The sequence below is a fragment of the Saccharicrinis aurantiacus genome, from assembly GCF_947489045.1.
GTDB lineage: Bacteria > Bacteroidota > Bacteroidia > Bacteroidales > Marinilabiliaceae > Saccharicrinis > Saccharicrinis aurantiacus.
Map to the genome: position 1 here is coordinate 158,964 of NZ_CANLCN010000003.1, position 12,756 is coordinate 171,719.

Here is a 12,756-nt window from a genome sequence, read left to right on the forward strand (position 1 = left end):
CTAAAAATAATAACCAAAGGCTTGTAATCTTTACTTAAAATCAATCTGCCAAAAATAAAATGTAAGTTCAATCGTTTGAAACGGCTTTTTTAAAAATATCTCTACTAGCTAGCACATAGAGCTTTTTATCTGCCAATAGCAGTTTATTTTTTAGTAGGTGCATTTATTTTAAAAATACAGCACTAATCAATTACGCAAAATTGTATTATAACATGCATAAGTTGATTTTACCATGGTCTAGAAATGTACCTTTAATTTGTGCTAATTTGGGGGGTGTATTGGTGTGTACATATATTGCTAAGTATTAATTCTTGAGTTATTGATCAAAGCTTATCATCTTTCAGGTAATAATCATTTAAATAAATTAACTCTAATTGATATGTTATTTAGAAATTTCCATTTATTCTTTCTGTTGATGATATTTGGCACAATAGAAAGTCAAATAACTAATGAAACATTTAAAAATCCTATTTTATCTGGGTTCTACCCTGATCCGTCTATTTGCAGAGTGGGAGATACCTATTATATGGTAAATTCCACATTTGAATGGTTCCCAGGATTGCCAATTCATAGAAGCAAGGATTTGGTAAATTGGGAGAAAATTGGGCATGGTTTACATCGTCCTGATCAGATAAAGTATAATGATGGCTTAAAAAACTCGAATGGGATTTTTGCGCCAAGTATTAGGTATAATAATGGTACCTTTTACATTATAACTACGATGGTAGGACAAAAGGGGAATTTTATAATTACTGCGAAAAATCCTGCAGGACCATGGAGTGATCCAATGTGGATTAATGATGCTCCGGGTATTGATCCATCATTATTTTGGGATGATGATGGCAAATGTTATTATACAGGAGCTGGTATTGTTGATGGAACCCAAGGGGAATGGCCCGGCAAAAATGGTGTTTGGATGCAAGAAATTGATCCGGATAAAGGTTTGTTATTAGGCGAGAAAAAGCAGTTAACTTATGGCCACGCTTCAAATGCACGTTGGGCCGAAGGACCACATTTGTATAAAATAAATGGAGAATATGTATTACTAATAGGAGAGGGCGGAACAAGTGAGTTCCATGCTGTAACTATTTTTAATAGTAAAGATTTATGGGGACCGTATGTACCAAATCATGCAAACCCAGTATTAACGCATCGCCATTTGGGCTATACTTATCCCATCACACAAACTGGGCATGCTGATTTAGTACAAACCCAAAATGGAGAATGGTGGAGTGTTATGTTGGCAAAACGTCCTGTTGAAAAGCATGCAATTTTAGCACGAGAAACTTTTCTTGCAAAGGTTGAGCTTTGGAATAACGAAAGTGGATTAACATTAATGTACAATCCAGGTTTCGGATTACTGAAGGAAGAGCAGCAAAGACCAAATTTACCCTGGACGCCAGTACCTGCAGTAAAAGAGCTTAATAATTTTGATGGCGACAATATTGATTTAGAATGGAATTGTTTGCGCACGCCAAATGTATCATGGTATGAGCAGGTAAAAGGTAAAATGCAAATTGATTTACGTCCGGAAACGGTTAATGAGTGGAAAAACCCTTCTTATTTAGCACGCCGAGTTAAAAGTCATTATTATGAAGCATCCACTCAAATGGAGTTTTCTTCTAAAAAGGATAATGAGAAAGCAGGTTTAGTGCTTTATCGTAAATCATCAACTCATTATCAATTACTTCGTCAGAAAAATGAGATTGTTTTGCTTAAAACAACGGCAAAAACAGTAAAAGGTGAAAAAGGAATAAGCGAAGAAATAGCTCGTTTGCCTTATAAAGGGAAACAAGTAATATTAAAAACTGTAGGTGATGGTTTGAATGTAACATTCTTCTTTGGAAGTTCAGACAAAGACTTAACACAAATTGGAGGAGTACAAGATATGTCTTCATTTAGTGATGAAGTAGCTTGGGGATTTAATGGAACCTATATTGGAATGTATGCCACGTCAGAAGGTAGTGAGAGTAATAAAAAGGCAGCTTTTGATTGGTTTAAGCTAAAGTCAAAAAAATAAGTTTTTAGTGCATTTTTAAATACATCAGAGCCAATAGTATTAAACTGTTGGCTTTGTTGTTTTTAATAATAGAGTAATACACTAATAAATAGTTTAATATCTAGAGTTATTAAAACAAGTCTGCGATATCCTTTTTTTTAGTTTAAAATCTAGTAATTTTATGGTTACTTATAAATTGTAAATGAGAGCCAGTTTTCTTTTAATTTCCTTCGTATTTAGTCTTTTTCATTTGAGTAGTCAAAATAAATCTGATTCGCTTTATTTTAAGGGTGATATAGGTACTTGGGTTCATAGTAATAATAATTATCCATTATCATTAGGAGCGCGAATAGTACCAAGCTTAACATATGACTATTCAAGTGAAAATAAGCATAAGTTTAGTGTTAATGCAGCTGCATATGCCTGGGGAGTTATAAATACTAATTTTGATGATTATAATTCTGATGGAGAAATTAGTTTGTATCGCTTAGCCGGAAGTTACTTATATGAAAACTTCTCATTTTCATTAGGCTTACAAGATATTAGTTTTGGATCGGCGCGTATGTTACGGCCATTAATGTGGTTTGATCTTCTCGATCCTCGCGATCCGATGAAGATTACAGATGGTGTCTATTCAGCCTATGGAACTTACACTTTCTCCAACTCATCCAAGTTGAGTTTATGGTCGCTTTATGGGAATGATAATCTTAGGGGATGGGACTGGTCTCCAAGCGTACCCACTATTCCCGAATTTGGCGGACGTTATAAGTACCCATTCGAGCGGGGGCATATGGCCTTTAGTTATCATCATAGAATGATAAATGTGGAGCAAGAATTTCAATCAACCGTATTAGGAGAGCGAAAATACGGATTTGATATGAGGCTAAACTATACTTTTGGCGCTTGGGTTGAAGCATCATGGAATAATATAAACAATAAAGGCTTATACTTATTTTCTAATCAATCATTGCTTACTATTGGTATTGATAGAGAGATTGAAGTAGGAAATGGCCTTTACTTTGCTTTTGAGCATATGTTGGTATCCTATCATCAATCTGCTTTTTCTTTCGATAACAGCAGTAATATTTCTGCTTTAGAAGTTTCTTATCCTATTTCAAATAGAGATAAGTTTAAATCCATAATATTTTACGATTGGGACAATAAGCAAGGGTATACTTTTGTTGAGTGGGAGCGTACCTTCAAAAGATTATCGGCACATTTAATGGCCTATGTAAATGCTGATGATACTCGATTACCTAATCTGCGAAATTTGAAAAATATGTATCAAGGGCCTGGTATTCAATTAATGTTTGTGTACCGATTTTAATTGAAGTTTTTAATATAACTTTTAATAACATCAATTAATAAAGTTATTTGCCACCAAATCTTTTATTCTCTAATTCTATGATTTCAAGATCTTTAACTTTTCCATTGTCTAAATTAAACCGAACAGCTGTTCTTACAGCATGAAACCCGCTAATGCCTGCTGCACCAGGATTGATATGTAAGCATTGCAATTTCTCATCATATATAACTTTCAATATATGAGAATGTCCTGCAATAAATAAATCTGGTGGATTATTAAATAATTCAGCTTTAACTCTTCGGTCATACTTTCCAGGATATCCACCAATGTGAGTAATCCAAACATCAACTCCTTCAATCATAAAACGCTCATTTTCTTTAATAGAACGCCTTATAATTGCATCATCAATATTACCATAAACTGCTCTTGTTTCCTGTAGTTGTTGTAATTTATCTAAAACTTTAATGTCGCCAATATCACCAGCATGCCATATTTCATCGCAGTCTGCAAAGAGATCGATGAATCGAGGGTCGAAATGTGAGTGAGTATCCGAAAGTAAACCAATTTTTATCATTAAAAATATATTAGTAAGTCGCTTCAAAAATAGGTAGAAATTTGTTTAACTCACAAAGTACTTTTTTAACTTAGCCATGTTAATAGTAAATAATAAAAAGACAGATGAAAAAGCTCATACTAGTTAGGCATGCTAAAACAGAACAGTTGTTTGATTATTCTAGATCAGATTATGATCGCAATCTCCTCCCAAGGGGCATTGAGGATAGTAAACTTATTGCAACTCAACTTAAGGAAATTGGTTGCAAGCCAGATGTATACATAAGCAGCAGCGCTAATAGAGCTAAACAAACTTGTGAATTGTTTTTAGAATACCTTGGTCCTATGGGAACCGAAGTTTTTTATGAGCGCTTTATATATGAAGGGTATACAACCGAAACGATGTTAAAATACTTATCTGGTATAGATAATAAGAAAGAGTCAGTAATTTTGTTTGGGCATAATCCTGATATTGCTGGGTTTACCGTAAATTTAACTTCCGAAGATTTATTTCACTTTCCAACAGGTGTGGCTGTGGTATTAAAATTTGATGTAGACTCTTGGGATCAGATAGAGGCCAGGCAAGGACGTGTTGAAACTTATTTATATCCTAGTATGTTTAAGGGTTCAAATTAATTGGAAAACTAAAGTTGCAGATGCTTGTTTCATATTAAATGCAAGTAATTATGAAAGCAATCAATTTTATTATTTTACTATTGTTAATCTCTGTAAGTATGGTATCGCAAAATAAGAATTGTAATAAGCTTACTGAAGAAGAACAGCGTGTTATAATAAACAAAGGAACAGAAATGCCTAATACAGGCAAATATAATAAACACAAGGCAAAAGGAGTTTATCAATGCAAGCGCTGTAATGCACCACTATATTTATCGCAAGATAAGTTTGAATCTAATTGTGGTTGGCCTAGTTTCGATGATGAAATAGAAGGAGCAGTTAAGAAGGTGAGAGATGCCGATGGGTATAGAGTTGAAATTGTTTGCAGTAACTGTGATGGGCATTTAGGGCATGTTTTCTATGGAGAAGGATTTACCGATAAAAACACACGTCATTGTGTAAATTCAATTTCATTAATTTTTAAGCCTTTAAAAATTGAAGACAAATAAAAAGCTTTATTTACACTCCATTATTCTTGTTATTAACTTAATTTATCAAAAAAAAACTATTTTTGCTCAAATTTTGATTTGTAATAAAGATGTGTATCCCCTTGCGTTATCTACTCCAAGTATCTTGTATTTTTGTTTATGTAGTTTTGTTAAATAGTTCTATCTATTCTCAAGATAGCCTTCGTAATTCTACACAAAATATCATCTTAAATGATAGTTTTGATTATGATGAAACCTCATTGCTATTTAAGAATTTAAATTTACAGGATTTTGAAGATCCACAAGTATATCTTTCTGATTCAAATAGTATAATTAGAAATCAAACATTATTTAAAAATTTTGATGATTCTGATTACAGGGGGTATTCTTTATCGCTTAAGTATTATTCTGATGATAATCTAAAAATTGCTTACCAACCTACTCTTGAAAAAACTTATCTTTTAAGTTCTAAGCAGGGTTTTTTAGATAGTCTAGCCTACTTTAATAAAACAAGTAGTTTAATTGGAGAACCACTTAACCTTGTAAAAAGCAGTGAAAAGCTATTTGTAACCAATCCCGAGCTAGTTGAATTTGTTTGGAGTGAAATACCAGAACCACATCGTTTAATAACAGATAGGAAGTATTTGAGTAAACGCTCTGCAGAAGAGGGTATTGCACTATTGTTAGATTATGATAATTATGAAACAAAAAAGCAATTAGAAAAGCGTGTTAGAAAAGAAGGCCCATGGTATACCGGAGGTACAGAAAGTCTGCAGTTCGCACAAACTCACCTAAGCAATTGGACCAAAGGGGGAGAGAGTACCATTTCATTACAAAGTGATTTAATATTAAAGGCAGATTATAAACAGGGAAATGTTGAATGGGAAAATTATATAAGGCAGAAACTCGGTATCATCAGCTCCGAATCTGATCCCGCAAGGATTAATACGGATCAAATTGAGCTTTTCAATAAATATGGTATAAAGGCATCTAAAAAATGGTACTACAGTTTGGTATCTAATTTTAAGTCGCAATTATTTACTGTAGATGGAGATGAGGGGGAGAAGGCGGTATCGTCATTATTGGCTCCTGCATATATTACATTCTCCCTGGGTATGGATTACAAACCAAATGAGAATTTCACATTGTTATTTTCTCCTTTGTCTACAAAATTTACCTATGTAATGGATACCGTTAAAGTTGATCAAACCCGATATTCCATTGCGGAAGATAAGAAATCTGCAAATAATACAGGTTTTTCGGTGCTGAATACATTTATATGGGATATATCAACAGAATTTAAATTAGTATCTAATTTAGATGCTTTTGTTGATTACCGGATAGCACAAAACTTTTACCAAGTAGATTGGGAATTAATTTTTGATATGCGCATAAATAGGTATTTGTCTACTCGAATAAACACTCAGTTGCGATATTTTACTAATGAGTCTGATAAACTGCAGTTTAGAGAGTATTTTTCGGTAAGTTTCAATTATGAATTTTAAGAAAAATGTGATTTTTTTGACATTTATTTGCTTAAATATTTGGTGGATTAAAAAACAGACCATATATTTGTACTACACAATTAGAACAAAAAATAGCAAATAAAGATTTGCTAAACAAAATATTAAAGGTCTTAAATTTTCTCATAGTTTAGGGTTAGGTTTGGTTAAAGATTGGAAATCGTCGAGGGTTCTGCCTGAGACGATTTCTTTATATGAGACTTAAAAAGAGGGTTAGGTTTGGTTAAAGATTGGAAATCGCCAAAGGCTCCTGCTGGAGGCGATTTCTTTTAATCAACTTCAAAATATTAGAGAGCAATCTCTTAAAGATAGGGTTAGGTTTGGTTAAAGATTGAAAGCCGTGATTAGATTATTCTAATCGCGGTTTTCTTTTTTATAAATACTGCCTAATATAATTGGGAGATACGGATCAATTTAGAAAGTTTTGGATCACACACGATATTTGGTTCTGATCCAAAGTTTGGGTTCATTTAATTTTGATAGGAAGATGCCTCTAATTGCTTCTTGTCTGACAAAATGATACTTTTAATCACCATACCTTGCCTTTTGAAGGTTATACCTCGCCTTTTCATGACAAGGAGTCACTTTTGACCTTAGGGAATTGCCTTTTCGCCTATGGGAACAGCCTTTTTCTGACAAAGAGTCACTCTTTAATCCTGGGCAGCACTTTTTTTGCCCTAGGCGCAGGCTTTGAGGCTATAAGAGGCTTGTTTATGATATATGGCACATCAATTATACTGTAGGCGGTGCATTTTCATTCCTAAATGAATATATGTAGATGAACATAACAGAAGTTTTGCTATTTTCATACAGAATTAAGTATTCCCACTTGTGTTTATGTTGCTTTTTGAGGTGAGTATATAGAATATATGGTAGAATGATATATGCATGTGGTGAGGGTATAAGTTAGATAGCAGCAAATGATATGGAGCAATTTACTAAGATTAAAAGTTTCGACATAAATAATGAAACATGTTTTGTATGTGGGCGAAAAGCTAAGACACGTGAACATATATTTCCGAAATGGTTACAGCATAAATTTAATTTGTGGGATCAGAAATTAGTATTACCAAACCAGACTAAGATTTCATATAAGCAATTAGTTGTTCCATGTTGTTCAAAATGTAATGGGAAAGTATTTGGGAGAATAGAAAAAGTTATCTCCAGTGAATCTGAAACCGATTCGGATATTTGGCGTTGGGCTAATAAGATTCATTTTTGTCTGACAATCAAAGATAAAATATTTGAATGGGACAGAAAAAATTCTGGTTATAAAATAGGCGATGTAATTTCTCCTAAAGATCCGTTAGAGGAAGCTAGACATTATCTACATTGTGTTTCTGGAGATTTTAAATGCAGTCCAGACCCTTTCGGATCGGTTTTCAAATTTACTTTCAAGCAGGAGCAAGTGTTCAATTTTATTCATATAATAAATTCGAGTTCAATATTTATCTCTTTAGGTAATAGAGGGTATATTGTCTTTATAAAAGATTGCCAATTTTTTAAAGACCATAAAGGGATAATGGAAGAGTATAAAGAATTAAAATTGCGAGATTTAACAATGAGTGACGTATTATATTTTTATGCTAAAAATATTGAATATATTTCTAGAACAACAGTTATTAAGCCATTCATAATTAAAAAAGGAGAAATAGTTAAAATAGGTAGAACCAGTATTGGAAAAACCGAGGAAGAAAATACAGATTTACTAAAAGCTATTTGTAATCAATTTGGGATTAATCTAATAATTCCAGATTAAACACCAGTTGCCAATAAATAATAACAAGCGATTGTCACGCTCTTTATTCGAGCTGTTAAGCTATACCCTAAGTTGTCTAAGTTCTTATCGAGGTTTTATTACATAAAAAAAGGTTGTAGTTAAAAGTATGTGAAATACTCATTCTACAACCTTATATATTTTTACCCTAATGTAGGGGGAGACTTTTCAGTGCCCTTGTTTAAATATTGCGCTTTTAAATTTTAAGCTTAAGTAAGCTTACATAAATCTAAGACCTATGCCAATCATGAAGTTATTTAAAGTCATATCAAAGTTTTCTTCTGACATATTCATTAAACCTCTTTCGTAACGGAAGTCTACATGAAATTTTCTTATTTCATAACCAAGACCAGCCTGTAATGTATAGTTAAGGGTTTTAAAATCATTTTCAGTGGCATCCTTAATTAAATCTTCAGTATTAGGGTTGCTCGTAGTTCCAAAGTTTGTACCGTAAGTTTCTTTACTACTTGTTAAAAAAGAAAAGTTAGGTCCTGCCATTCCATAAATTTTGCCGGCAAATGTAAAATCAAAGATAGTTGCATTAAGCAATAATGGAACATCTACGAAATGCATTACATCATTCTTAGCAAATTTTAAAGGAATTGAGCCTTCAACCACTGTAATGGTTTCTTTCATCGATTTTTGCGAGTAATATACTTCTGGTTGAAAATAAAGTGGCCCAGTTAAAAATATTTTTGCAAATACTCCAATGTTGTATCCTGGTAGAGTTTCTTGTTCGTAGTTACTGATATTTGGATTATCATGTTTATTCAGAAACTCGGTGTCATAATTAAAAAAACTAGCCCCACCTTTTACTCCAAACGAAAAAGCTTCTTGAGCATTTGCATTAGCGGCTATTAATAAAACTGATATAATCAATAAAAAATTCTTCATAATTAGTGTTTAAAAATTAAGCATGTTTAAATATTGACACAATATTACTTAATAATTGCGAAATTTGGCTTTTATTGTTTTAAAAACTTGTCTGCACTATAATTATTTCAAACAACGATCTTATTTTATTACTTTTGCGCAATACCAATAATAGAGTACAACGAAGTGATATATCCTGAGTTTTTTGAAGAGAAGATCCGTTTTGATAAAGTTCGTAATTTAATAAAAGAACAGTGCTTAAGTAGCATGGGGAAAGAGCGTGTTGGTGAAATGCGTTTTGTAACCTTGCACGATGTAATTAACCGCTGGGTTAATCAAACTAACGAGTTTAAGCAAATTTGCGTTTCTGAGTCCACATTTCCAACAAGTTATTATATTGATGTGCGAGGCCCTTTGGGCAGAATAAAGGTTGAAGGCCTTTATTTAGAGGAGCGAGAATTGTATGATTTACGAAGATCGTTATCTGCCGTTAAAGATATTGTACGATTTTTTAATAATAAGGAAGAATCTAATCAATACCCATTTCTAAGAGAGATTGCTTCAAAAGTAATGGTATATCCATATATTTTTGATCGTATTGATGGTATCTTAAATAAATTTGGGAAGATAAAGGATAATGCCTCTCCTGAATTGGCTCAAATACGTAATGATAAGTTTAAAAAACAAGCCGGAGTATCTCGCAAAATGGCAAGCATATTGGCCAATGCGCGTAAAGCGGGGTTGGTTGATGCAGATACAAATGTTGCTATTCGCGATGGTAGAGCAGTAATTCCAGTTCCTGCAGGTAATAAGCGTAAGCTAAACGGTATTATTCATGATGAATCTGCTACGGGTAAAACATCGTTTATTGAGCCAACCGAGATTGTTGAAGTAAATAATGAAATACGTGAATTAGAGTATGCTGAGAAGCGTGAGATGATTCGCATTTTGGTAAACTTTTCAGATAGTATCCGACCTTACCTTGATGATTTAATATTCTCGTATGAATTTTTGGGTATCATGGATTTTATTAGGGCAAAAGCAAAGTTTGCGCTTCAAATAAATGCCTGTTTGCCTAAAATGGTAAATCATCCAGAGGTAAATTGGGAAGATTCAGTACATCCATTACTATACCTTCAGCATAAGGCTGAAGAAAAAGAAGTTGTTCCGCTAACCATTAAGTTAGATACCGAGCAGCGTATTGTGCTTATATCCGGACCTAATGCTGGTGGTAAGTCTGTATGTTTGCAAACGGTTGGCTTGTTACAATATATGTTTCAGTGTGGTTTGTTAGTGCCAATGGATGCCCGAAGCACAATGGGTGTTTACAATCAAATATTTATTGATATTGGTGATCAGCAGTCCATCGAAAATGATTTGAGTACCTATAGTTCTCACTTGTTAAATATGAAGCATTTTCTGCGTTATGGAACTCCTGAAACTTTAATCTTGGTGGATGAGTTTGGTACGGGAACAGAACCTGCTTTAGGTGGAGCCATTGCAGAAGCGGTTTTAAAGCGCTTTAACGAGATGAAATTGAATGGTGTAATTACAACGCACTATACCAATTTAAAACATTACGCTTCGGGTATTAACGGAATAGAGAATGGCGCGATGCAGTTTGATACGCATCAAATTAAGCCATTGTTTAAGTTACTGATCGGACAGCCCGGTAGTTCATTTGCATTCGAAATTGCACGTAAAATTGGTTTGCCCGAGGATTTGTTAGATGGAGCCAAATCGCAAATAGGAGAAGATCATATTAACTTTGATAAGCACTTACGTGAGATTGCTCGTGATAAACGCTACTGGGAGCAGAAGCGCGATAATATTCGCAGAAAAGACAAGCAGCTTGAAGAGTTATCTGCAAAATATTTATCAGAACTTGAACGAAGTAAGAAAGAGCGTAATCTCATAATTGAAAAGGCACGTAAAGAAGCTGAAGAATTGGTAGGAACAGCGAATAAGCGTATTGAACGTACCATTCGTGAGATTAAGGAAAGCCAAGCTGAAAAAGAAAAAACTAAAAAGGCTCGTGTCGGATTAAATGAATTTAAGGAGCGATTAGAGCAAACCGACGATAAGCAAAAGGCCAGAATAGATAAAGAGATTGAGCGCATCAAGAATCGCCAGCAGCGTAAGAAAAATAAAGATGAAGCTGGGCCCGACGAGGTGTTGGATGAGCAAGTAGAGCAAAAGGTTCAAGCCCCCAAAAAACTCAAGAAGAAAGCCAAGCCAGAGGATGATGGCATAATTAGAGAGGGTGATAAGGTAAAACTAGAAGGACAGTCGCTTCCAGGTGAAGTGATGAGCATTAAAGGCAATAATGCTTCAGTTGCATTTGGTCATATGGTAACCTCAGTAAAGGTATCTCGACTAGAGAAAATTAGTAATAAGCAATTAAAGCAGACTATGCGCAGTATGAACCAACAGAGTTTTGGCTCAGGTATTGCTGAAAAAGTACGTACTAAGAAATTAAGTTTTAAACCTGATTTGGATGTGCGCGGGCATAGAGGAGAAGAAGCCATTGCTATTGTTATGAATCATATTGATGATGCCATAATGTGCGAAGTAAGTGAAGTGAAGATTCTTCACGGAAAAGGAAATGGGATTTTGCGCACCATGATTAGAGAAATGCTGAATACTATGCCACATGTGAAAAGTTGCAAGGATGCACATATCCAAGAAGGTGGTAGTGGCATAACTATAGTTGATTTAGATTTATAAATACTACAATAATATTGATATGGAGTGCAATATTTAACGATGTTGCACTTTTTTTTATTTGTACTGAACAATTATCTCATTTGGTGATTTAACAGAGGCACAAAACACAGAGTTAATGAGCCACATTATAAATGAAGAATTGATTACCACTACGTCTCAGCTTGCTTTTTCGGATGCACTATTGCGTAATGCTTTTCGGTCTTTCTTAAGTAAGGATTCTGATTATAAGAATCAGTATTTACAAAAATGTTACAACAGAGCTTTTGATGGTTATTCTTATATGGGTCAAGCCGATAGTTTAAATCAATATCCTTCAGATATGTTGCATACTTTTGTATTGTCTGATTTCGCTGGTTCATTTGATTTCCCTATCGAATTTAAAGATTTCTTTGATTTGGAATGGAAGAAAATAAAAGAGCTTATCTCAACAATTGAATTAGGAATTATTGAGAAAATAGGAGATCAGAACCTACGCGAATTTTATAAAGAATCGGTAGGGCATATGGTTTCATGTAATTACTATCCTAAAGTAAATAACAGGAGTAAAAATGCTAATGATAATAAGCGTTTGTCGGACCATTCTGATGTCTCCTTACTTACAACTTTTCCCTTTGGGGTAGAGGAAGGCTTGGCATATGTACAGAATGATCAATCCTTTATAGTGGGGAAGAAACAGAATGTTTTTGCCTTTAATGGTTATTTAATGCAATATATCACAGCCGGAAAACAAACTGCACTGATGCACCACGTTGAGCTGCCAAATATTGATGAAGAAAGATACTCATTCGCATTTTTTTCTTTAGTTAAACCTGATGCAAAAATAGCATTACAAAATACCCAAGTGGATGCGTTAGATTATTATCGCGATTATTTAAACTTATTTTAATATCAAGCAA

At 33.8% G+C, this 12,756-nt stretch carries 10 protein-coding genes; 8 read left to right on the top strand and 2 right to left on the bottom strand.

The window, feature by feature from the left end; all coding sequences use genetic code 11:
• Window positions 1–379 precede the first annotated feature (379 nt).
• Together QMO11_RS05490 and QMO11_RS05495 are read left to right on the top strand one after the other, a co-directional pair.
• On the top strand, window positions 380–2,020 hold the full coding sequence (locus QMO11_RS05490; protein ID WP_282036390.1) for a glycoside hydrolase family 43 protein: 1,641 nt from the start codon (window positions 380–382) through the stop codon (window positions 2,018–2,020).
• Between the two features lie 181 nt (window positions 2,021–2,201).
• Entirely contained in the window at window positions 2,202–3,326 is a 1,125-nt protein-coding gene (locus QMO11_RS05495) for a hypothetical protein (protein ID WP_282036391.1), read from the top strand.
• Between the two features lie 43 nt (window positions 3,327–3,369).
• Here QMO11_RS05495 and QMO11_RS05500 read toward each other — a convergent pair whose 3' ends face one another.
• Window positions 3,370–3,906, bottom strand: a complete 537-nt coding sequence (locus tag QMO11_RS05500) for a metallophosphoesterase family protein (RefSeq protein WP_282036392.1) — start codon at window positions 3,904–3,906, stop codon at window positions 3,370–3,372.
• 77 nt (window positions 3,907–3,983) lie between these two features.
• On the opposite strand from QMO11_RS05500, the gene QMO11_RS05505 reads away from it, so the two are divergent.
• The 4 genes from QMO11_RS05505 (at window position 3,984) to QMO11_RS05520 (ending at window position 8,242) form a co-directional block, all read left to right on the top strand.
• Window positions 3,984–4,493, top strand: a complete 510-nt coding sequence (locus tag QMO11_RS05505) for a SixA phosphatase family protein (protein ID WP_282036393.1) — start codon at window positions 3,984–3,986, stop codon at window positions 4,491–4,493.
• A 50-nt stretch (window positions 4,494–4,543) separates the two neighbouring features.
• Window positions 4,544–4,981, top strand: a complete 438-nt coding sequence (locus QMO11_RS05510; protein ID WP_282036394.1) for a methionine-R-sulfoxide reductase — start codon at window positions 4,544–4,546, stop codon at window positions 4,979–4,981.
• Window positions 4,982–5,082: 101 nt separating this feature from the next.
• Window positions 5,083–6,465 (top strand): DUF3078 domain-containing protein, encoded by a 1,383-nt coding sequence (locus QMO11_RS05515; RefSeq protein ID WP_282036395.1) that lies wholly within the window; start codon window positions 5,083–5,085, stop codon window positions 6,463–6,465.
• Between the two features lie 943 nt (window positions 6,466–7,408).
• Window positions 7,409–8,242: a hypothetical protein gene (locus QMO11_RS05520; protein WP_282036396.1), complete on the top strand. Its 834-nt coding sequence runs from the start codon at window positions 7,409–7,411 to the stop codon at window positions 8,240–8,242.
• A 237-nt stretch (window positions 8,243–8,479) separates the two neighbouring features.
• On the opposite strand, the gene QMO11_RS05525 is transcribed toward QMO11_RS05520, so the two are convergent.
• Window positions 8,480–9,154, bottom strand: coding sequence for a porin family protein (locus tag QMO11_RS05525; RefSeq protein WP_282036397.1), 675 nt, complete (start codon window positions 9,152–9,154; stop codon window positions 8,480–8,482).
• A gap of 165 nt (window positions 9,155–9,319) precedes the next feature.
• Between QMO11_RS05525 and QMO11_RS05530 the strand changes: the two genes are divergently transcribed.
• On the top strand, window positions 9,320–11,860 hold the full coding sequence (locus tag QMO11_RS05530) for an endonuclease MutS2 (protein ID WP_282036398.1): 2,541 nt from the start codon (window positions 9,320–9,322) through the stop codon (window positions 11,858–11,860).
• A gap of 115 nt (window positions 11,861–11,975) precedes the next feature.
• Window positions 11,976–12,746 (top strand): 2OG-Fe(II) oxygenase family protein, encoded by a 771-nt coding sequence (locus QMO11_RS05535; RefSeq protein WP_282036399.1) that lies wholly within the window; start codon window positions 11,976–11,978, stop codon window positions 12,744–12,746.
• Window positions 12,747–12,756: the final 10 nt, after the last annotated feature.